Source organism: Ruegeria sp. ANG-S4, from assembly GCF_000814005.1.
Taxonomy (GTDB): domain Bacteria; phylum Pseudomonadota; class Alphaproteobacteria; order Rhodobacterales; family Rhodobacteraceae; genus Ruegeria.
Genome location: NZ_JWLK01000001.1, coordinates 1,444,220 through 1,465,930, shown reverse-complemented (window position 1 = coordinate 1,465,930; position 21,711 = coordinate 1,444,220). Strand labels below are relative to the sequence as shown.

The window sequence follows — 21,711 nt, the reverse complement described above, 5'->3', positions numbered from 1 at the left end:
ATGATATCTTTGAATACGATCTTTGAAGCCCATGTCTTCTCGCATTGTCTGAGGGGGGTCCATGTCTCAAACTCTGTTGAAATATACGCGCGTGCTCGAGATCGTCGGGGACACCATAAAGGTACGGGTCCCACCGCAAGGCGCAAACGATATGAAGATCCGGTTCAACGATCTGGCCGTGATCGAAACCGTAGATGGTCGCAAAACGCTGGCGCAGGCGATCTTAATCGACCATGACGTGGTCACACTTCAGGTGTTTTCGGGCACCAAGGGCATTTCGACAGAGGCGACAGCCACCTTTTTGGGGCACCCGATGCAGACCCCCTACTCTGCCAATATTCTAGGGCGTGTGTTCGATGGTGCCGGGGTTGCGATTGATGGCGGTCCTGATCTGTCGTCCGAACCTCGGATCGACATTGGCGGCCCAACCGTGAACCCGGCTGAACGTGCGGTGCCAAAAAAGATGATCCGCACGGATGTACCTATGATCGACGTGTTCAACACCTTGGTCGAAAGCCAGAAAATCCCGATCTTTTCGGTCTCGGGCGAACCGTTCAATGCGTTTCTCAGCCGGATTGGAATACAGGCCGACGCCGATATTGTTGTTTTTGGCGGGCTTGGTTTGATTTTTGACGACTACCACACCTTCCGCACGTCCTTTGAGGATGCGGGCGTATTCTCGCGCACCGTGATGTTCGTGAACCAAGCGATGGACCCGCTGGTCGAACGCCTTTTGGTGCCAGACATGGCATTGGCGGTTGCCGAAAAATTCGCGCTGGAAGAGGGAAAGCGCGTTCTGGTTCTGCTGACCGACATGACGGCCTATGCTGACGCGATGAAAGAGGTCGGCATCAGTCAGGAGCGTGTGCCGTCGCAGCGGGGCTACATGGGCGATCTCTACTCGCAGCTTGCACGGCGATACGAGAAGGCCTGCGACTATGCCAAGGGCGGATCGGTGACCGTACTGACCGTGACGACGATGCCCGGGAATGACGTTACTCACCCGGTGCCGGACAATACCGGGTACATCACCGAGGGGCAGTTCTATCTGCATTCCGGTGTGATTGATCCGTTTGGCAGCCTTTCGCGCCTAAAGCAGAATGTGATCGGAAAGACCACGCGCGAAGATCACGGTCAGATCATGAACACGATGATCCGCTTCTACTCGGAAAGCCGCGATGCCGCGCAGAAACAGGCAATGGCCTTTGATTTGTCGGACTATGACCACCAGTTGCTGAAATTCGGTCAGTTGTTCCGAAAGCGGTTCATGGACATCAACGTTTCGATCCCCTTGGAAGAGGCGCTTGATCTTGGCTGGAAAACGCTGGCCGAGTGTTTCGCGCCAGAGCAGTTGCTGATGAAGCAATCCCTGATCGACAAATATTTCCCAAAGGATGCCGATGGCGCGGTTGCAGCTGAATAAATCTTCGCTGGCCCGCGAGCAGACGCAGCTGAAAAGCTATGAGCGGTTCCTGCCCTCGCTGGACCTAAAGCGACAGCAATTGATGGCAGAACGCGTAAAGGCGCGTCATGATGTGCAGCGTTTGCAGGCACAGGTAAAAGAACTTGCCCAACAGGTTGGGGAAAAGTTGCCGATGTTGGCGCAGCAAGGTGTCGACCTGGACGGTCTGGTTGCCCTGAAGGATTACAATGTCAAAGAGGTCAACGTCGTCGGTGTCAAGATGCCTGCGTTGGATCGGATCGAAGTCGCGGTGCGCCCCTATTCCTATTTGGCCAAACCCCATTGGGTCGACGCCGCAGCACGTCTGCTGCACGACATGATTGAGGCGCGCCTTCGGGTCAAAATTGCGCAGGAACGCGTTCGCATCTTCGACAAGGCTGTCGCCACGATCACGCAGCGGGTCAATCTGTTCGAAAAGGTCCTGATCCCTCGCGCCAAGGCCAATATCAAAAAGATCCGCATCTATCTGAGCGACGAACAGATGCAGGCGGTCGTACGGTCGAAGATCTCCAAACGCAAGCACGCGCAGGAGGCCGTATCGTGACGATTGCCCGGCTCAAAAAAATGTCGCTTGTCGGGCCCGCCGATCAAAAGGCCGCGACGCTTGAAGCACTTCAGGACCTGGGCTGCATGCATGTGTTGCCGCTTGCACCTCCGCCGAGCGAGCCGGAAAAGATCAGCGAGCGCGGCGCCAAGGACGCCTATAAGGCGCTGCGTTTTCTTGCAGAGGTTCCCGATCCGCGAAGACAGATTCAGCGCGACCCGAACTTTGATATGGAGCAGTTGGTCAAGGACGTTGGCGATTTGATGGAACGTACGCGAGATATGACGGATCGCCGCGACTTTCTGGAACACCGCATCTCTCAGGTCCGGCCTTGGGGTGATCTCGACTTTCCTCCGACCGATGCGCTGGCGGGCAATCGCCTTTGGTTCTATCGGCTTCCTGTCAAACATCGTGACGCCCTGACAGAATTGGAATTCCCCTGGGCGGTGCTGGAGCAGGATCACCGGTATCTCTACACCGTATTGATTGGGCCGGTCGAGCCGGAAGACGATGTCCTTCCGGTGGCGCGCACCCATGTCGGTTCTTTGCCGATCCACAAGCTTGAAGCGCAATTGGAAGACGCAGAAATCGCGCTTGAGGGTCTCGAGGCCGAACGCGTTGCACAGACCCGGTATCTGACGTTGATGCGGCAGAACCTGTCGGTGGCGGAAAGCGCGGCCGAACTGGCGCACGCGACCCAGAAAGTACGTGATGAAGAAGCGATGTTTGCCGTACAGGGCTGGGTGCCGGAAGAGCGTATTGAGGCGGTTCTGGAAATGGCTAATGCCAAGGACGTCGCGGTTCTGATCGAAAAACCGCAAGGCGGCGAAATGCCCCCGACCCTGCTGGAACAACCCGACAGCCGCAGCGCGGCCACTGATTTGGCACTTTTCTATCAGGTGCCCGGATACAAGGATTGGGATCCCAGTGTCATTGTCGCGGCTTCCTTCGCGATCTTTTTTGCGATGATTGTGGCGGACGCCGGATATGGCGCGGTCATCCTGCTTGGCGTGCTTTTGTTCTGGAAACGGATGGACCGCACGGTGTCCGAACGATCCTGGCGACGGTTCGGATTGATCATATCGGGTGCCACCATAATATATGGTGTTCTGGTCGGCAGCTATTTCGGTGCGTCGCCGCCGGACAGTTCGATTTGGGCCAGACTCAAACTGCTGGATCTGAACAATTTCAACGCGATGATGATGGTTTCGATCGTTGTCGGCGTTTTGCATCTGGTCTTGGCAAACGCCTTGGCAGCACGGGCGGCCTGGGGACACCGCAAAGCCGTCGCAAACCTTGGTTGGATTTGCGCGCTTGTCGGTGGGTTTATTCTTTGGCTGAGTTACATGAGGGGCACCTCGCCCATCCCCGGTGGCGCTACGATGGGCCTTGGTGTTCTGGCCATCGTCTGGTTTTCCAGCGAACGCGTCATCAAGAAGCCGACCGATTGGTTGTGGCGCCTGATCGACGGGATACAAAGCCTTGCCGGGGCAATGGGCGCGTTCGGGGATGTGCTTAGCTATATGCGCTTGTTTGCGCTTGGGTTGGCGTCAGCTTCGCTGGCCATCACGTTCAACGATCTGGCGGTGTCTGTGATGCAAGCCCTGAAAGGCCCCGGCATACTGTTTGGTCTGCTTATCCTGATTGTCGGCCACATCCTGAATTTCGCCCTCGCGATGATGAGCGGCGTCGTCCACGGGTTGCGTCTGAATTACATCGAATTCTTTAAATGGGGTCTGCCGGATGAAGGTGTCGTCTTTCGTCCGTTTGCCCGCAAGGAGGTTCAGGAATGAATGAGCTTGTTTTGACCTTGGGTTGGTTGGGGATCTACGCACCAATGGCGCTGGGTGCTGCGTCCAGCGCCATTGGATGCTCGATCGCCGGGATGGCCAGTATCGGCGCAATGACCGAGACCGACGGTGGGTATGGCCGCTTTATCGGTGTGTCAGCTTTCCCATCCACGATGGTGATCTACGGGATCGTTATCATGTTCACGCTGAACCGGGATGTAACGCCGGAAAATGCGGGCGGCTTGTTCGGGATTGGCATACTGTCGGGCATCGCGCTGATGTATTGCGGTATTTGGCAGGGCCGTGCTTGCGCTGCCGCGATAAATGCCACCAAGGAAAAGCCGGAAATCTTTGGTCTGGCGCTGGCGCCCGCCGCAATTATCGAAGGCTTTGGCGTATTTGCATTTGTCTTTGCCCTCGTGATCAGTGCGGGGATCAGCTGATGTCGCAGGATCGGACAATTTCACATGGCGTCGACGCGTTGATCGACAGGCTGCGCAACGACGGGGTTGCCGCAGGTCAGGCCGAGGCCGAGAAACTGCGCAGCGAAGCCAAAGCCGAGGCCGCGCGCATTTTGGCTGACGCCAAACGTGAGGCCGATGATTACCAGAAGAAAGCGCGAACCGAGTCCGACAATTACCGCGAAGCGGGCGAAGAGGCACTGAACACCGCCATGCGAGATGCAGTTTTGACGATGAAGGCCGGGCTGACGGATCGGTTCAAGAAAGATGTTGAACGTCTGGTGACCAAAGAAATGGCAGACCCCGATCTGTTGAAGCAGATGATCCTTGAAGTCGTTGGTCGCGCGACAGAAGGCGCAAAGCTGGATGGCAAGGTGCAGGTCATTTTGCCAACCAAGATCGCAACGCAGGAAGACATCAAGCAGAATGCCGATGATATTCAGTCCGGCAAATTGACGAAATATGTTCTGGGCCTGACTGCCAAAATGCTGAAGGAAAACGTCGAACTACATGCGTCAGATGACACTCAGGAAGGTATTCGCGTACGGGCCGAGGACCAGGGCGTTGTCCTTGATCTCAGCGACAAGGCGGTCGCCTCATTGTTGATGGAACATCTGCAGCCTCGATTCCGCGCCGTTCTGGAAGGCGTAATCCGGTAAGATGTCCGACCCCTACGCCTATATCGCGCTGATCAGCAGCCTGCCGGGCTCGGAACGGTTGTTTGTCGCCAAGCAACCGCCTCTGTCGCGGATCAGGTTGGACCGGCGCCTGAGTGCGCTTGCGGCGGAAGACGCCAGGGTTCTGAAAGTTCTGGAAAACGCGTTGAACTGGAACGCCTACGACATGGATGTCACAGACGCGCAGGCGATCGAGCGCTGCAAACAGGCCGTGAAAGAGATACCGCAGACGACTTTGCGCAAAGTGTTCATGGAGCGGATGGATCTTCGCACGGTCGTCGCGGCGATGCGGTTGCGAAGGAACGGTGGGCCAGCGCCCTCTGGCGCGTTCGGTGTGGGGCGGTGGAGCCGCCATATTCCGGCCAATTGGGGTGACCCTGGTTTTCATCTGGAAACGCAGATGCCGTGGGTGAAGGACGCAAATCAACTGCTCGACAGTGACGATCCTTTGGGGCTGGAGCGGCTATTATTGTCGGTCAGCCACCAACAGCTAAAGCGACATGCCGCGCGCCATATGTTCGATTTTGAAGCGGTCGCGATTTACGTGCTGATCTGGAATATTTTCGATCGTTGGGCGCAAAGCAACGCGCAGGACGCCGCCAAAAGATTTGAGAAACTCGCGCAACAGGCTATGGCCGATGTCGCGGAAATCGACTTTGAGGGAGCTCCCGCATGACCGCCCCAACCGCATCCTCTGAAACCGCAACCGCGCGCGTCGTTTCCGTTCAGGAAGGGCTGGTTCAAATCCAGTCCCTGCCCGACGCCGCAGGCCAGCCCGGGCAATTGGTAAAGAACGAGGTTGTTTATATTCTTCCAACCCGCATGGCCTCGGATGGGCGGCAAGAGCGGCTGAAGGCCGAAGTTCTGCGGGTACGCGGGGACACGGCTGACGTTCAGGTCTATGAAAGCACAGATGGCGTCGCCGTGGATGACCCCGTCGAGCAGAGCGGGCAGCTTCTGTCGGTCGAGTTGGGGCCTGGCTTGCTGGGGCAAGTCTATGACGGGCTGCAAGCCCCATTGCCCAAGGTTGCCGCCGAATTCGGAACGTTCCTGCCAAGAGGTGCCGAAATTGCCCCATTGGACCTGCAGGCCAAATGGTCTTTTTCGCCAAGCGTGAAAGTCGGAGATTCTGTGACTGCGGGCGACAGTATAGGCTCGGTGCCCGAAGGCCGTTTCACACACAAGATCATGTTGCCGTTCAATTGGGCGGGTGCGTACAAGGTGGTCTGGGTGCAGAAGGGTGCGGCAACGGTTCACGACATTGTTGCGCGGCTTGAGGATGAACACGGCGGCGAACACACATTGACGCTGTCACAGAAGTGGCCCGTGCGGCGTGCCCTGCCCGAAAACATTCTGAAACGTGCCCTGTCCGAACGGCTTTACCCGACCGAGCCTGTGCTGACCTCACAGCGTCTGATCGACACGTTCTTTCCGATTGCACGGGGCGGCACCGCCTGTATTCCCGGCCCGTTTGGCGCAGGCAAAACCGTTTTGCAGAACCTGATCGCCCGCAACGCGAAGGTCGATATCGTCATTGTCGTTGCCTGCGGTGAGCGCGCCGGAGAGGTCGTTGAAACCATCGCAGAGTTTCCCAAAATGACCGACCCGATGTCCGGCGGAAGCCTTATGGACCGGACAATTATCATCGCCAATACCTCGTCCATGCCCGTGGCCGCACGTGAGGCATCCATTTTTACCGGCATCACTTTGGGTGAGTACTATAGACAAATGGGGTTTGAGGTTCTGCTGATTGCCGACAGCACCAGCCGTTGGGCGCAGGCGATGCGGGAAACCTCGGGCAAATTGGAGGAGATCCCGGGCGAAGAAGGATTTCCCGCTTATCTGGAAAGTTCCATCAAGGGTCTTTATGAACGGGCGGGAGCACTGAAAACGAATGACGGTGATACGGGCAGTCTGACCCTTATTGGTACGGTGTCGCCTGCGGGCGGAAACTTCGATGAACCTGTCACGCAATCGACCTTGTCGACCGTCAAATGCTTCCTCGGGTTGTCATCGGAACGCGCCTACAAGCGGTTTTACCCTGCAGTCGACCCAATGCTCAGCTGGTCGCGGTATCTGGACCAGTTATCCGACTGGTACGACAAAAACGCCGAGCCCGGCTGGACGCAAAAGGTCAAGGACCTGCTGGACCTGATCGAAAAAGGCGAACAAGTCGACCAGATGATGCAGGTCACCGGCGAGGAAGGCGTGACAATCGAGGACTTTGTCACCCAGCAAAAAGCGCTGTTCGTCGACATGGTCTACCTGCAGCAGGACGCGTTCGACAAAGTGGATGCAACGGTTCCGCTGGAACGCCAAAAGATGACCTTCCAACTGGTTTACGACGTGGCGAATTCAGATGCAGCCTTTTCCGACAAATCCGAGGCGCGGCAGACATTTACCCAGCTAACGGGTTTGATGAAGAACTTTCACTACGCCGCTGAAAATACGCCTGAATTCAAGTCCATCTGGACGCAGATACAGGCGCTGTGCAAAGATAAATTCGGTGTGTAGCGACGTTGGGGCGTCATATAAGCCGCGCAAGCGAGTCGCGCATGACAATCCCAGTGTCCAGACGCGTTGATTTCCCGGGCGAAGATGTCTCGATCATCTTGACCAGTTCAACCGCCGCCGCGCGCCCCATATCCCGGTGTGGAACATGGATTGTGGTCAGGCTCGGCTGCACGATTTTGGCCAGCTCGATGTCGTCAAATCCGGTTATCGAAATATCCTCTGGCACCCGTAACCCCATTTGCGCTGCCTGACGCACTGCGCCAACGGCGAGGACATCGTTTCCGCACAGAATAGCCGTCGGCGGCGCGTCCTGCGTCATGAGGTTACGAAACGCATCGGCCCCGTTTTCAATCTCATACGGTGTCTCGATGACCGGCAGATTTTCTGGCCTAAGGCTATTCTGTGCCATCGCGTCCCGAACACCCTGAATCCTGAGCCTGGCACGATCATTCCCTTCGCTCAGGCCCGAAATCATTGCGAGGCGTGTATGGCCGAATGCAATGACCTGGTCCGCAAGCGCCATCATGGCTTGCCTGTTGTCGAACCCGATCGACGGCATCCGCTCTTCGGCCTCATATGACCAGGCGACCAGCGCAGGAACTTTCTGTCGCGCGAGGTAATCGCAAATGCCGGGGTCCCGGTCATGTCCGATCAGCAGCAATCCGTCTGCCCCACGGGCGACCAACGTTCGAATTTGCTCTTCCTCAACCTCGGGTTTGTAGGCAGAGCTGGACACCAGTAAAGTATATCCGCGTTGATGGATTTCTTCCTGAAACGCTTGCAGACCCCGCGCAAAGATTGCGTTCTCCATCGTCGGGATAATCGCGCCGATTGTGAAGGACCGCTTCGCAGCCATAACACGTGCTGCGAAATTCGGGGTGTACCCCAAGGCATCAACGGCTTCCATCACCCGGTCGCGCGTCGCCTGCACCACGCGCTGCGGATCGTTCAGGCACCGTGAGACAGTTGCGGTCGAAACGCCTGCCCTTTTGGCAACATCATCCAGGGTCGGTGCCGACCGGAGTTTTGACATTTTCGATCCCGATATTTGCTTTTTCCGAAGTCTAGCGATTTCCGAAGCGCGTTTAAAGCGCAAATGTAAGCGCTTGCATTATTGATGTAAGCGCTTACAAATATAGCAGGGCCGATTCTGTTGGGAGTCCCGGAAATGTATCTCGCTGCATCCATCATCGTGTTTGCCATCTACTTCGCGAACGTGGCGCTTGGAGCCATCGCAAGCAGCGCGTTTCTTGGCGACGTCGGAGAAATGTTGGTCCTGTTCGCGGCGTCGATCCTGTTCGTTGTCGCAATTCTGAAAAAGGAAGCTGACCGCGACGCAGAAAGCGACAGCTGAATTTTTGCTTGGGAGGGCAATTCATGAACAACGACAAGACCGAACTTGCGTCCGAGGAGCGGCGCAATTTTCTGAAGCTCAGCGCCAGCGGCGCCTTTACCGCCGCGCTGGTGGCGGGTGCTGGCGGCGTCCTGTGGTCGTCCGAAGCCGCAGCGCAGACCGCCAAGGAAGAAAACGAACGGGAAAAGGCCGCTGACCATGTGATGACCATCGCCACGGCCTACGTTCTGGGCGCGTCGCGCAGCTATCCGATCATGCAGCTTGATCTGAAAGAGAATATCCAGAACGCGACGAACGGTAAGGTCTATGTCAAGCTGGCCCCCGGCGGACAGTTGGGCGCTGGTGGTGCTCTGGTGCAGAAGGTTCAGGGCGGAACCATTCAGGCCGCACAGCATTCTCTGTCGAACTTTGCACCTTTTGCATCGACCGTCGACCTGATCAACATGCCGTATCTGTGCGGTTCGAACCAGCGCTTCACCAACCTTGTGCATTCCGACACGTGGCAGAACGAAGTCCACCCCAAGGTCGAGGCCGCCGGTTTCAAGGCCCTGTTCTACGTGGTCATTGATCCGCGCGTTGTCGCGGTGCGTCAGGGTGGCAACCCCATTGTCACCCCCGCGGACATGAGCGGCGTGAAGTTCCGCGTGCCCGGCTCGAAAATGCTACAGCAATACTACCGCATGGTAGGTGCAAACCCGACACCTGTTGCTTGGGGTGAGACCCCCTCGGCCATCAAGCAGGGTGTTGCGGATGCGCTCGATCCGTCGGTCGGGGCGCTGTATGTGTTCGGCTTCAAGGACATCCTCAGCAACGTGACGTTCACGCAGGCCGTGCCCGACAGTCAGGTCTATTCCTGCAACCTCGAATGGTTCAATTCGATGCCTGCCGATGTTCAGGAAGGCATCATGTGGGGTTCGGAAATGACCAGCCACCAGAACCTTTCCAAAGTTCCGTCGGCCCGCGCTTATGCGATGGCTGAACTTAACAAGGCAGGCGTTCAGTTCCAGTCCCTGACCGATGATCAATTGGCAGAATGGCAGGACGTCGGCGGATACCAGCGTTCGGAATGGGATCCGTTCAAGACCGAACTGGCCGGGTCGATGGACAACTTTGAAAAGCTGGTCGAAGCCGCTGGCACTCAGGGAAAATACTACGTCCACGACGCCTGATACCACAGCTGCGACGGGCATCCGATCAGGGTGCCCGACAAAAACCAATGACAGTCAGGTCGAAAAAGGCCCGGCGCAGAAGGCTTTGGCCTGACTGTTCTAAGGTCGAGGGATGCGATGACCGTTCTACAAAACATAGACCGCAACGCCGAACGCTGGCTCCTGCTGGTGTTTTACGTGATGCTGGTCATCACAATGGCCATCGAGGTCCTGCGGCGAGAGATCTTCGCCTATTCCTCGATCTGGGGCGAAGAAATTGTTCGCTACTCGTTCATCTATCTGGCGTGGATTGGGGCCGCGGCCGCTGTGAAGGAACGCGCCCATATCCGCATTGATGTGATCATGCACTATATCGGGCCGCGCCCGAAGGCGCTGCTGTATATCTTCGGCGACCTGGTGATGTTCGTGGTCGCGGTGATCGCGCTGTATTGGTCGTATGAGGCCGTGCACGTCTCGGCCAAATTCGGCTCGGTCACCGACGGGCTTCGGGTGTCGAAAGTCTGGTTCCTGATGGCGGTCCCCACCGGATTTGCCTTGATGATCTGGCGCCTGATCCAATCGCTTCTGCGCGACCTCAAATCCCTTCGTGACGGAACACCCGTCTTCGAAGGCGACAAGCTGTTTGATTGAGGAGACGCTGAATGCTCTGGAATTCTCTCAATCAGACCGTTGAACTCGGCTGGGATTTTTATCTGCCCGTCATTCTCTTTGTTGGCCTGATCGCCCTTGCCGTTCCGGTTTGGGCTGCCATCGGCACGGCCGCCATCGTCATGCTGATCATGTCGGGCGATCTGCCGCTGAGCCTTGTGGGTGAAAGCCTGTTCACCGGCATCGACGCTTTCGCCCTGACTGCTGTTCCTCTGTTTATCCTGACCGGAGACGTTTTGGTCAGAACCGGGTTGTCGCGTAAGTTCCTCGACGTGGCCGAGGCGTTGACCTGCTTCGCCAAAGGCGGCTTCGGATCGGCAACGGTTCTGGTCTGCGGCATGTTCGCGGCGATCTCGGGATCGGATGCGGCCGGCGCTGCGGCTGTGGGTCGGATGACCATCAACCGGCTGGTCGAAAGCGGATATCCCCGCCCCTATGCCTGTGCGCTGGTTGCTGCCGGTGCCTGTACCGGCATCCTGATCCCACCCTCGATCGCATATATCATCATCGGTCTTGTTCTGGGTATCTCTGCGTCGACTTTGTTTCTGGCGGCATTGATCCCCGGTCTCGCAATTCTGGTCTCGATCCTGATTACGAATATCATCATGAACCGCATCTACGCCTATGAGGGCGGCGGCATGATGACCATGGGCGAATGGCTGGCCAATCTGGGCAAAGCGCTGAAATCCGGCTGGTATGCGTTCATCGTGCCCGGCATCATCTTCTACGGCATCTTCTCGGGTCGCCTGACTCCGACCGAGGCCGGCGCCACCGCGGTGGTTGTGACAATCATTATGGGATTTATCCTGCGCACTCTGACGCTGGCGGACTTCCCTTCGATGCTGGTCAGTTCCGCCAAGGTGAATGGTGTGATCCTGCCGATCATTGCCTTCTCTGCCCCTCTGGCCGAGGCATTGGCGATTATGGGTGTCCCGCAGGGGTTCGTCACATCTGTTACCAATCTGACAGATGATCCTTATCTGCTGATCCTGCTGATGATCGGCATTCTGATCGCAGCGGGCTGCGTGATGGAGACGACCCCGAACATTGTGATCCTTGCGCCGATCCTGAAGCCATTGGCGGACAATATCGGGATGAATGAGATTCAGTTCTGTATCATGATGATCACTGCGCTTGGCGTCGGGTTCATCACGCCCCCCTTGGGCCTGAACCTGTTTGTCGTTTCTGGCATCACCGGCGAGTCAATTCTGAAAATCGCAGCCCGTGCCGTACCTTTTGTTTTGACAATGCTGATCGTGGTTCTTTTGATCGCATACGTACCGGCGGTTTCGACCACCTTGCTTCCTGCAATTTACCAATAGGACATGCTGAATATGCCTCGTGACTACCTAAAAAAGGCAACTTTGACTGCCCAATCACATGCTTCGGAGGTGCATGACACGGTCAAAACCATCCTCGCCGATATCGAGGTCGGCGGCGATGCCAAGGCGCTGGAATATGCGGCCAAGTTCGACAAGTTCGAAGGCAATGTTCTGATGACGGCTGACGAGATCGAAGCCGCGTGCGCCAGGGTTCCGGAAAAGCTCAAGGCCGATATCCGTTTTGCGCATGACAATGTGCGCCGATTTGCGGAAACGCAGAAGGCGACTGTATCCGACGTGCAGATGGAGATTGTGCCGGGTTTCGTCGCAGGGCAGAAGGCGATCCCGGTGGATGCTGCCGGATGCTATGTCCCCGGCGGGCGCTATAGTCACATCGCCAGCGCGATCATGACCGTGACCACTGCCAAGGTCGCAGGGTGTCGCCATATCACTGCTTGTTCGCCCCCACGCCCCGGCGAAGGTGTCGCCCCCGCGATTGTCTATGCCGCGCATATTTGCGGCGCGGACAGCATTCTGGCCATGGGCGGCGTACAGGGCGTGGCGGCAATGACCTACGGGTTGTTTGGCCTTCCGCGCGCCAATATTCTGGTCGGTCCGGGAAACCAGTTTGTGGCAGAAGCTAAGCGTATTCTCTACGGCAAGGTCGGCATAGACATGATCGCAGGCCCCACAGACAGTCTGATCCTTGCTGACAATTCTGCCGATGCGCATGTGGTGGCCACCGATCTGGTCAGCCAGGCCGAGCATGGCTATAACTCGCCTGTTTGGCTGGTGACCGACGATCGCGAATTGGCGCAGAAGGTCATGGAACTGGTCCCGTCATTGATCGACGATCTACCGGAACTCAACCGCGAGAATGCCTTTGCCGCATGGCGCGACTATGCCGAGGTTATCGTCTGCTCAGACCGAGAAGAAATGGCCGCATGTTCGGACGCCTACGCGCCCGAGCACCTTACTGTTCAGGCGGACGACCTGGATTGGTGGCTGAACCGCCTGACCTGTTATGGCTCGTTGTTTTTGGGAGAAGAAACAACCGTGTCTTACGGCGACAAAGCGACAGGCACGAACCATGTTCTGCCGACTTCAGGCGCGGCCAGCTATACCGGCGGGCTCAGCGTACACAAATACATGAAGATCGTCACATGGCAGCGAGCCACCCGCGAAGGATCGAAGTCAATCGCCGAAGCGACCGCCCGCATTTCCCGCCTCGAGGGGATGGAAGGTCACGCACGCGCGGCGGATGTACGTCTTGCCAAGTATTTCCCGGACGAACAGTTTGACCTGACTGCCGATGGATGACCCCCGCACGCTATTTGACCTGACAGGACGGGTGGCGTGCGTGACAGGCGCCAGTTCCGGGCTCGGGCGGCAGGCCGCCAAGGTCCTGGCCGCCGCTGGTGCACGTGTCGTCGGGGTTGCCCGACGGGCTGATGCGCTGGATGAGATGTGTGCGGAAATCGGTGACGTCGCGGCTGCGGTGGTTGGCAATGTCGCTGACCGCGATGGAATCGACGATCTGGTTGAGAAGGTTGCGGACAAATTCGGTGCGCCGGACATACTGATACACGCGGCCGGGTTGAATACCCGCGAAACCGCTGACGAGGTGACGGATCACGGATGGGACGCGACGCTGGCGCTGAACCTGAGCGCGCCGTTCTTTTTGAGCAAGGCAATGGTGCCTGCAATGAAGGAACGCGGCTGGGGTCGGATCGTGAATTTCGCATCTTTGCAAACGACGCGGGCCTTTCCGGGTGGCATCGCGTATGGCGCAACCAAGGGCGGTATCGGGCAACTCACCCGGGCAATGGCCGAAGCGTGGTCGCCCCACGGCATTACCGCGAACGCCATTGGTCCTGGGTTCTTTCCAACAGAACTGACGCAGGCAGTGTTCGAGGACCCCGAGCGCGCGGCGCGAAACGCAGCACAAACCTGCATTCAACGCAATGGACGGATGGAGGACATCGACGGCCCGATTCTGTTCCTTTGCTCGCCCGCATCCGACTATGTGACCGGGCAGATTCTGATGGTTGACGGGGGATTTACCGCGAAATGAAGGCATTGGTCTATCAGGGCGTTGAACAGCTTGCGTTTCAGGATGTGCCGGACGCCTCCCCCGACAATGGGGAACACCTGATCCGGGTCGAGGCGGTCGGCATTTGCGGCTCTGACATGCACGCTTATTTGGGGCACGATGCCCGCCGCCCTGCCCCGCTGATACTGGGTCATGAGGCGGCGGGTGTCATCGTGGGTGGCCCGAGGGACGGAACCCGCGTGACAATCAACCCGCTGGTGACATGTGGGATTTGCCCGGCCTGCGTTGCGGGGCGCGAGAACTTGTGCCCCGAACGACAGATCATCTCGATGCCGCCGCGGGAAGGCGCGTTTGCGCAGTTCGTCGCAATGCCTGACAGAAACGTTGTTGACGTGCCTGATGACGTATCCCTGTCCAAAGCGGCGCTGGCCGAGCCGTTGGCGGTAAGCTGGCACGCTGTCCGACTGGCGCTGGAGGCCCTGCATCCTGCGATGGAAAAAAGGGCGCTGGTAATCGGCGGCGGGGCAATTGGTGTCGCGGCGGCGCTGGCACTGCGCGCGATGGGCGTCGAGGACGTGACCCTTTCAGAACCCAATCCGGTACGGCGGGCATACCTGGACAACCTTTTGGGACTAAAAGTTCAGGAGGCTGTCGATGGCAGTTTCCCAATCACAATCGACGCGGTGGGGTTTTCCGCCACTCGGGCGCTTGCGTCGGCACGTACCGAACCCGGTGGCGTTATTGCGCATGTCGGGTTGGGTGAGGACAGCGGCGGTCTGGATGTTCGCCGTATGACGTTACAAGAGATTACGTTTGTCGGAACCTACACCTATACAGCCGAAGATTTCCGGCAAACCGCACAAGCCATCTTTGACGGACGGCTGGGGTCGCTCGACTGGGTCGAGGAACGAACGCTCGCCCAAGGCGCCAAGGCCTTTAGCGACATACGCTCTGGCGCGGTTGCCGCGCCCAAGATTATTCTGACACCATGGGGATAGACCCGTCATAACCCCGGAGGTTTCCATGTACAAAAAAGTTCTTGTCCCAATGGCGCTGGATCACGACATCTCGCAGCACACGCTTGAAGTGGCGCGCGCCCTGTCAGAAACCGGTGCCGAGATCATTGCGCTGCATGTCTACGAATTGCCGCAAGGCTCGGTCAGTACGTATCTGGACAAATCCATTGTTGAAGAGGCCTTTCAAAGATCGCGGAACGCGCTGCTAAACAAGACTGAAGGGCTGGAAGGCGTGAAAGCGGAAATCGTTAAGGGGCATACGGCCCGAACGATCATCGACTACGCGAATGACAATGGTGTCGATTGCATCGTGATCGGCTCACACAAACCGGGCCTCAGCGATTATTTTCTTGGATCGACAGCTTCGCGCGTCGTCCGCCATGCACATTGTGCCGTGCATGTGCACCGCAGACCCTAAACCGTCAACTGCGCCCTCGGCGCCTTATACAGGACTGACAGATCGAACATGAACATAGACAAAAAGATCACCGACGATCTGGCGGCGAACGATGTATCGTTTGTCACCACCGTGCCGTGCAAGCAACTGGCCGGCGTGATCGAGGAAATCGACAAGCGTGACGGCATCTATCATATACCGTCCAACAAGGAAGACGAAGGCATGGGGTTGTGCGCTGGTGCATGGATGGGCGGCAAGCGGCCTGCCATCATCATGCAGAACACCGCGATCGGAGTGACCATCAACACGCTGGCCACGCTGATTCAGTATTACCGGATGCCGCTGCCCATGTTGATCTCTTACCGCGGCGAGCTGCGCGAACCCATCGCCTGTCAGGTCGAGATGGCGGTTCACACAAAGGCGCTGCTGGCGCAACTCAATATCCCGACCTACCACTTCCACCACCAAGCGGATGTCGAGGAACTGGATGCAATCCTGAAATACACGTTCATGTGCAACAAACCGGTCGCCATCCTGACCGACGCCAATTTCTGGGGAGGCTACGGCGACCAATGATCCGTTCTGAAATCCTGAAAGAAATCGCTCCGATCCTGCGGGATCAACTGGTTGTCTGCAATATCGGCATCCCCAGCCAGGAACTTCATGCCATCGACGATCAGCCCACGAACTTTTACATGCTGGGAACGATGGGTTTGGCATCGTCCATCGGACTCGGGCTGGCTTTGTCACAGCCGAAACCCGTGATCGCAATTGATGGCGACGGTTCTGTTCTGACCAATCTGGGAACCTTGCCCACCATCGCGAACAATGTCGCTGACAACTACATCCTGCTGATTGTCGACAATGGCTCTTACGGCTCAACCGGGGATCAGCCCACTTACGCCGGGCAGAAAACTTCACTGACCAAGATGGCCGAAGCCGCCGGGTGCGAGCGGGTGATCGAGTGTCGGGCAGAAGACACCGGTCGGGTCCTGCAGGAGGCGCTGGACGCAAAACAGATGACGATCATCGTCAGCAAATGCGAAAGCGGCAATGCCAAGATGCCTCCGATTACGATGGACCCGGTCGTGATCCGCGACCGCTTTATGAAGGCCGTACAGGCATAATGCCATCAAGCGCCATCCACAGCGCCGAAGATGCCCGCCGCCTCGCGCGGCGGCGTCTGCCGTGGATGGTTTTCGACTATATCGACGGCGCAGCGGGCACAGAAGTGGGGGCAACCCGAAACCGCGCGGCGTTGGACGCCATGACATTGCAGCCAAGAATACTGCGGGATGTCAGCGAGCGGTCGTTGGCGAGTTCGGTTTTTGGCTCGCAAACCAAAGTGCCATTTGGCATCGCGCCGATGGGCATGTGCAATCTGTCGGCACCCGGCGCGGACTTGATGATGGCCCGTTTGGCCGCGCGTCAATCGGTTCCGTTGGGTGTTTCGACCGTGGCTTCTACCCCGATGGAAGATGTGATCGAAGAGGCCGAGGGAAACGCCTGGTTCCAGCTCTACTTCAGTGGTGATGGCACAGGGACATTCCAGTTGGTCGACCGTGCCCGGGCGGCCGGGTACGACACCCTGGTCCTGACGGTCGACGTTCCCGAAGTCGGTCGTCGCCCGCGAGAATTGCGGCACGGATTTCGTATGCCTTTCAGGATGGGGCCCCGGCAGGTTCTGGATTTTGCACTGCATCCACAATGGTCCATTGCCACGTTACTGCAGGGCAAGCCGCAAATGGCGAATTTCCTGATGGACGGGTACGAGTTTGACCGAACCGAAAGCCGGGCCAAAGCCGATTGGGACACGCTGGCGCGGCTCAGGGATCGCTGGCCCGGCAACCTCGTGGTCAAGGGCGTGCTGAATGTGGATGACGCAATTGCTGTCAAGAACGCCGGGGTCGACGCAATCCAGGTCTCTTCCCACGGATCGCGGCAGTTGGAAAGCGCGCCTGAACCGTTTTTGATGCTGCCCAAGATACGCGCGGCCTTGGGGGACAGCTTTCCCTTGTTCTATGACAGCGGCCTGCGGTCGGGCGAAGACGTTATCAAAGCCCTGATTTGTGGGGCGGATTTCGTCTTTTTCGGCCGGATTATGCAGTTTGCCATTGCCGCCGAGGGCGAGGCCGGGCTTGGCCAACTGTGGTCCGTGCTGTGTGAGGAAATCGACGTCGCGATGGCTCAGCTTGGTGTCACGCAGATCGACCAATTGCGAGCCGCTCACGCCTGACCTTAGGTCAAGCTATACCGCATCCGCCACAAGACTCGACTTTGATCCGAGCGCGGGCAACACTGAACCTGTAAAGGCTTTAGTAGGATGGAAAAAACCGATGGGGAAAGTTGTTCCATTGTGTATCCGGGCGTTGCTGACCTTTTCCGCGCTGGTCTTGGTCCTGGCTGTCGGGTCCGCAAACCCGGCACGCGCCCAATCCACCAATGCCAATTCCAAAGCTGAAGAACAGAATTGGGCCCAGGTAAAAGACATCCTCGACCACCGCTGTGTTGTTTGCCACAGCTGCTATGACGCCCCCTGCCAACTGAAACTGACATCGCCTGCCGGACTGTTGCGCGGGGCCAGCAATGAAGCCGTCTACCATACCGAGCGCCTATCCGATGCCCAGCCGACACGTCTTGGGATTGATGCTCAGACCGTACCGCAATGGCGGGCATTGGGGTTTCATACGGTCACAGAGCCGGGCAATTCGGCGTCGCTTCTTGAAAGGTACCTAGACCTCGGTCGCGCCGCACCGCTGACCCCGGACGCGCCACTGCCCGAGGAATTAGGGCTTGCGTTGGACCGACCATTGGTATGCCCCACAACATCCGACTTCGACGCGTTCCGCGACAGCCATCCGCTGGCCGGCATGCCCTACGGGACCGCGCCCCTCGGAGATTCTGAGTACGAGACTTTGATGGCCTGGGCTGGCGAAGGCATACCGATGCCGTCGGCGTCGCCTGAGGTGCCCGAAGCGGTTCAGGATCAGATCACCAGATGGGAGCAATTCCTGAACGCCGCGGACCTGCGCAGCCAGCTGATGAGCCGCTATTTGTACGAGCACTTGTTCCTGGCCCGGCTTCACTTTGATCAGGATGACTCACGACGGTTCTTCCAACTTGTCCGTTCCACGACTGCACCGGGCGAAGAGATTGAAATCATAGCGACCCGGCGACCTTTTGATGCGCCCGGCGCGAACCCCTTTTTTTACCGCTTGCAGATCATCGATGAAACCATCGTGCACAAGGAACACCTTGTCTACGATCTCAGCCCTGACAGGATGACAAGGTTTCAGGCTTTGTTCCTGAACCCCGATTGGTCGGTATCCGAGTTGCCTGACTATGGCACGTCCGAGGGTGGAAACCCGTTCAGTACATTCGCAGCCATCCCCGCGCGCAGCCGCTATCAGTTCCTTCTGGATGATGCGTTGTTTTTTGTGCGCAGCTTTATTCGCGGCCCGGTCTGTCACGGCGAAACCGCCGTTGACGTGATCGAAGACAGGTTCTGGGTGAGCTTTCTGGATCCCGACGCCGACCTCTCGGTTACAGACCCCAGCTACCTGTCCGACGGTGCGACCTATCTGGAACTGCCGGTCTCTCAGGTCAATGACGGCGTTCTGGGCGAGTTGCAGGAGTTTTCCCACAAGGCCCAGATTGAGTATCTGAAATTCCGCGATGCCCGCTATCGGAACAGCCCGCTTTTTGAAACCGGCTTTGACTATTCATCAATCTGGGACGGGGACGGAACCAACCCCGATGCCCGGATCACCGTATTCCGGCACTTCGACAATGCTTCGGCGATGACAGGGTTCCACGGCGACATTCCTGAAACGGCCTGGGTTATCGACTATCCGATTTTTGAACGCATCTATTATGATCTGGTGGCTGGCTACGATGTTTTCGGCCGGGTTGAACACCAACTTTCCACCCGCCTTTACATGGACGAACTGCGGATGGAGAGTGAGGACTTGTTTCTGACCTTTATGCCCCGCGACGTCCGGCAAGACATACACGCCGCGTGGTATCAGGGCACGTTGGCCGAGATTCACACGTATTGGCATCGTCGGCAGGTGGATCATGATTTTCCGTCCGGTGTCGACTTTGCCACCAGCGACCCGAAGCAGGAATTTTTGCTTGAGTTGCTGCGCCTGGGAAACGGGTTATGGCCTGAAACTGATCCGATCAACAGGTGCGCAAATGTAGATTGCGAGGTCGATGGTCAAGAAGCCTTGCTGAAACCCTTGCGGGAAATCGCAAGCCAGACCGGGCCTTGGGTTAAGTTCCTTCCTGATCTATCGATTCTTGTCATCGAAACGCGACAGGGTGAGCCCAAGCTCTTTTCTCTGGCCCATGACAAGGCTCACTACAACGTGGCGTTCCTGTTCGACGAAGCGGCAAGGCGCAATCCTGAAGCGGACGTTTTGACGATCTTGCCGGGCTTGTTCGCAAGTTACCCCAACTTCTTCTTCAAGGTCCCCGAAGATCAATTGACGTCATTTACCGACGCATTGACCGCCGTCAGATCGCAGGGCGACTGGCTAAATGTGGTGGCCACCTATGGCTTACGCAGAACAAGCCCTGACTTCTGGTCAACAAGTGACATGGTGAATGCAAAATTCTTGATACAGGACCCAGTTCAAGCCGGCATTCTGGACCTCAACCGGTACAAGGACCCCAAGCTGAACGACGATCCGACCTGATCAATTTAGGTTTCAAACCCCTGTCACATGAACACAATGCGTTGTAGGTGCCTTGTCGCGGTGCATCGAGGTCCATAGCTTATTCCTATTGTTCGCAGGTTAAGCGGTATGGTGTCTTTTGCAGAGATGCGCCCGGCTTACAGTCGGGCCGAGCGCGTAAGTGACGGTGTTGTTCACATTCTGGGCATCAGCCTCGCCGTTGTGGCGGTGCCTGTTTTGGTTGTTTTGACCGCCTACCACCGGACAGAGCCCGAGGCATTGCTGGGCGCCTCGGTTTACGGGGTCACGCTCATTCTGATGCTGATCCTGTCTGCCTTGTACAACATGGTTGAAAGCGACCGGTGGTCGGGCTTGCTGCGCCGCCTTGATCATTCAGGGATTTACATCAAAATTGCAGGCACTTACACGCCGTTCCTGTTGCTATCCGGGGTGCAGGCGCCGGGGCTTTTGATCGGGCTTTGGTCATCTGCAACACTCGGATCAGCTTTGAAGATGATGGACCCAAACCGGTTCAGGTGGTTCGGTCTGGCGCTGTATGTAATGATGGGTTGGGCGGTCATCTGGGCCGGGCAACCGATGTTGTCGGAACTTTCAACGCTTGTCGTTGCGTTGATGATCGGCGGCGGCCTTGTTTACACCGTCGGCATTACATTCTACCTGATGCACTGGTTGCCGTTTCACAACACGATCTGGCACGTCTTTGTCCTGACAGGCAGCGTTCTGTTCTTTATCGCTGTGGCCGCTCGGATCGCCCTTGCGCCTGAGTTGCAGGCCTAGCACGCGCCCACAGACGCGTGGCGCAACCCGTCACTTTTCTCTGGAAATGCCCTCTACAAGCGCCCTGCCCGACTTGGCGGCGCCGCGGATTGCCTTAGCGAACACCAAGACGTCGATATCTGTGGCCAAAAACGTTGCCCCCAATTCAAGGCTGTTTTGCTGCATCTCGGTGTCGAGTGTCAAAATACCTGCCGCTTTGCCTGCAGATACGATCCGGCCCAAGGCATCCCGGATCGCTTGCACCACGTCTGGGTGATCCGCATTTCCCAAATGCCCCATATCTGCCGCCAGATCAGCCGGACCAATGAAAACACCGTCCACGTCGGTCGCCAGAATATCATCCAAAGCGTCCATACCCAGTCGGCTTTCGACCTGGACCAGCAAACAAATCTGGTCATCCGCCGTCGTGAGGTAGTCCGGGATTGCCGAAAACCGCGACGCCCGCGCCATCGAAGAGCCAACGCCGCGCACACCCACAGGCGGGTAGCGAACAGCGCGGACAAGGTCATTGGCCTGTTGGCCGCTTTCGACCATGGGCACCAAAAGGCTTTGAACGCCCGCGTCCAGGAATTGCTTGATCATCCACGCCTCGCCAATCGGAAGGCGGGCCACAGGGTGGCTGGGAGAGGCTTCGACGACCCGTACCTGCTCAAGCACCGAACGCAGGTCGTTCGGCGCATGCTCGGCATCAACCAGCAACCAGTCATACCCGGCGGTGGCCGCGATTTCCGCAGCATACGCGTTCGCCAAGCCAAGCCAGCAGCCAAATTGGGGCTGTCCGGCCTTAAGGGCAGCCTTCAGTGGGTTGTGCGGAGCGGGCATTTCAG

General features: G+C 57.6%; 22 protein-coding genes. 20 read left to right on the top strand and 2 right to left on the bottom strand.

Annotation, left to right across the window (positions count from 1 at the left end; all coding sequences use genetic code 11):
- Positions 1 to 61: 61 nt before the first annotated feature.
- Genes RA28_RS07285 through RA28_RS07255 form a run of 7 tightly spaced genes read left to right on the top strand, consistent with a single transcriptional unit; the run spans position 62 to position 7,448 of the window.
- Positions 62 to 1,423, top strand: coding sequence for a V-type ATP synthase subunit B (locus RA28_RS07285; RefSeq protein ID WP_039525179.1), 1,362 nt, complete (start codon positions 62 to 64; stop codon positions 1,421 to 1,423).
- Complete coding sequence (locus RA28_RS07280) at positions 1,401 to 2,006, top strand: V-type ATP synthase subunit D (protein ID WP_039525176.1); 606 nt, start codon at positions 1,401 to 1,403, stop codon at positions 2,004 to 2,006. Before RA28_RS07285 ends, RA28_RS07280 begins: the two co-directional genes overlap by 23 nt.
- The gene (locus tag RA28_RS07275; RefSeq protein ID WP_039525172.1) at positions 2,003 to 3,799 is read left to right on the top strand and encodes a V-type ATP synthase subunit I; all 1,797 of its coding nucleotides are present in this window, start codon (positions 2,003 to 2,005) and stop codon (positions 3,797 to 3,799) included. Before RA28_RS07280 ends, RA28_RS07275 begins: the two co-directional genes overlap by 4 nt.
- On the top strand, positions 3,796 to 4,239 hold the full coding sequence (locus tag RA28_RS07270) for an ATP synthase subunit C (protein WP_039525169.1): 444 nt from the start codon (positions 3,796 to 3,798) through the stop codon (positions 4,237 to 4,239). Before RA28_RS07275 ends, RA28_RS07270 begins: the two co-directional genes overlap by 4 nt.
- The gene (locus RA28_RS07265) at positions 4,239 to 4,916 is read left to right on the top strand and encodes a hypothetical protein (protein ID WP_039525166.1); all 678 of its coding nucleotides are present in this window, start codon (positions 4,239 to 4,241) and stop codon (positions 4,914 to 4,916) included. The genes RA28_RS07270 and RA28_RS07265 overlap by 1 nt, the downstream gene beginning before the upstream one ends.
- 1 nt (position 4,917) lies before the next feature.
- Positions 4,918 to 5,610 (top strand): hypothetical protein, encoded by a 693-nt coding sequence (locus RA28_RS07260; RefSeq protein ID WP_039525164.1) that lies wholly within the window; start codon positions 4,918 to 4,920, stop codon positions 5,608 to 5,610.
- Positions 5,607 to 7,448 carry a V-type ATP synthase subunit A gene (locus tag RA28_RS07255; RefSeq protein ID WP_039525161.1) on the top strand — a complete coding sequence of 614 codons (1,842 nt, stop codon included), beginning with the start codon at positions 5,607 to 5,609 and terminating at the stop codon, positions 7,446 to 7,448. Before RA28_RS07260 ends, RA28_RS07255 begins: the two co-directional genes overlap by 4 nt.
- Before the next feature lie 13 nt (positions 7,449 to 7,461).
- On the opposite strand, the gene RA28_RS07250 is transcribed toward RA28_RS07255, so the two are convergent.
- Positions 7,462 to 8,481, bottom strand: a complete 1,020-nt coding sequence (locus tag RA28_RS07250) for a LacI family DNA-binding transcriptional regulator (protein ID WP_039525159.1) — start codon at positions 8,479 to 8,481, stop codon at positions 7,462 to 7,464.
- Positions 8,482 to 8,616: 135 nt separating this feature from the next.
- On the opposite strand from RA28_RS07250, the gene RA28_RS07245 reads away from it, so the two are divergent.
- The 13 genes from RA28_RS07245 (at position 8,617) to trhA (ending at position 20,884) form a co-directional block, all read left to right on the top strand.
- On the top strand, positions 8,617 to 8,802 hold the full coding sequence (locus RA28_RS07245; RefSeq protein ID WP_039525155.1) for a hypothetical protein: 186 nt from the start codon (positions 8,617 to 8,619) through the stop codon (positions 8,800 to 8,802).
- Positions 8,803 to 8,825: 23 nt separating this feature from the next.
- Positions 8,826 to 9,971: a TRAP transporter substrate-binding protein gene (locus RA28_RS07240; protein ID WP_039525152.1), complete on the top strand. Its 1,146-nt coding sequence runs from the start codon at positions 8,826 to 8,828 to the stop codon at positions 9,969 to 9,971.
- 117 nt (positions 9,972 to 10,088) lie between these two features.
- Positions 10,089 to 10,601 carry a TRAP transporter small permease gene (locus RA28_RS07235; RefSeq protein ID WP_039525149.1) on the top strand — a complete coding sequence of 171 codons (513 nt, stop codon included), beginning with the start codon at positions 10,089 to 10,091 and terminating at the stop codon, positions 10,599 to 10,601.
- Positions 10,602 to 10,612: 11 nt separating this feature from the next.
- Positions 10,613 to 11,941, top strand: a complete 1,329-nt coding sequence (locus tag RA28_RS07230) for a TRAP transporter large permease (RefSeq protein WP_039525147.1) — start codon at positions 10,613 to 10,615, stop codon at positions 11,939 to 11,941.
- 12 nt (positions 11,942 to 11,953) lie between these two features.
- On the top strand, positions 11,954 to 13,261 hold the full coding sequence (gene hisD, locus RA28_RS07225) for a histidinol dehydrogenase (RefSeq protein WP_039526150.1): 1,308 nt from the start codon (positions 11,954 to 11,956) through the stop codon (positions 13,259 to 13,261).
- Positions 13,254 to 14,015: an SDR family NAD(P)-dependent oxidoreductase gene (locus RA28_RS07220; protein ID WP_039525142.1), complete on the top strand. Its 762-nt coding sequence runs from the start codon at positions 13,254 to 13,256 to the stop codon at positions 14,013 to 14,015. Before hisD ends, RA28_RS07220 begins: the two co-directional genes overlap by 8 nt.
- Positions 14,012 to 14,992: an alcohol dehydrogenase catalytic domain-containing protein gene (locus RA28_RS07215; RefSeq protein ID WP_039525138.1), complete on the top strand. Its 981-nt coding sequence runs from the start codon at positions 14,012 to 14,014 to the stop codon at positions 14,990 to 14,992. Before RA28_RS07220 ends, RA28_RS07215 begins: the two co-directional genes overlap by 4 nt.
- Before the next feature lie 25 nt (positions 14,993 to 15,017).
- The gene (locus RA28_RS07210; RefSeq protein ID WP_039525135.1) at positions 15,018 to 15,428 is read left to right on the top strand and encodes a universal stress protein; all 411 of its coding nucleotides are present in this window, start codon (positions 15,018 to 15,020) and stop codon (positions 15,426 to 15,428) included.
- 48 nt (positions 15,429 to 15,476) lie between these two features.
- Positions 15,477 to 15,983: a sulfopyruvate decarboxylase subunit alpha gene (gene comD, locus RA28_RS07205; RefSeq protein ID WP_039525131.1), complete on the top strand. Its 507-nt coding sequence runs from the start codon at positions 15,477 to 15,479 to the stop codon at positions 15,981 to 15,983.
- On the top strand, positions 15,980 to 16,534 hold the full coding sequence (comE, locus tag RA28_RS07200) for a sulfopyruvate decarboxylase subunit beta (protein WP_039525128.1): 555 nt from the start codon (positions 15,980 to 15,982) through the stop codon (positions 16,532 to 16,534). Before comD ends, comE begins: the two co-directional genes overlap by 4 nt.
- Positions 16,534 to 17,643, top strand: coding sequence for an alpha-hydroxy acid oxidase (locus tag RA28_RS07195; protein WP_039525124.1), 1,110 nt, complete (start codon positions 16,534 to 16,536; stop codon positions 17,641 to 17,643). The genes comE and RA28_RS07195 overlap by 1 nt, the downstream gene beginning before the upstream one ends.
- A 100-nt stretch (positions 17,644 to 17,743) precedes the next feature.
- A complete protein-coding gene (locus RA28_RS07190; protein WP_039525121.1) occupies positions 17,744 to 20,107 on the top strand; it encodes a fatty acid cis/trans isomerase in 2,364 nt (787 codons plus the stop codon).
- A gap of 108 nt (positions 20,108 to 20,215) precedes the next feature.
- On the top strand, positions 20,216 to 20,884 hold the full coding sequence (gene trhA / locus RA28_RS07185; RefSeq protein ID WP_039525118.1) for a PAQR family membrane homeostasis protein TrhA: 669 nt from the start codon (positions 20,216 to 20,218) through the stop codon (positions 20,882 to 20,884).
- Between the two features lie 30 nt (positions 20,885 to 20,914).
- Here the strand turns inward: trhA and RA28_RS07180 are convergent, their stop codons facing one another.
- Positions 20,915 to 21,706, bottom strand: a complete 792-nt coding sequence (locus RA28_RS07180; RefSeq protein WP_039525112.1) for an aldolase/citrate lyase family protein — start codon at positions 21,704 to 21,706, stop codon at positions 20,915 to 20,917.
- Positions 21,707 to 21,711 lie beyond the last annotated feature (5 nt).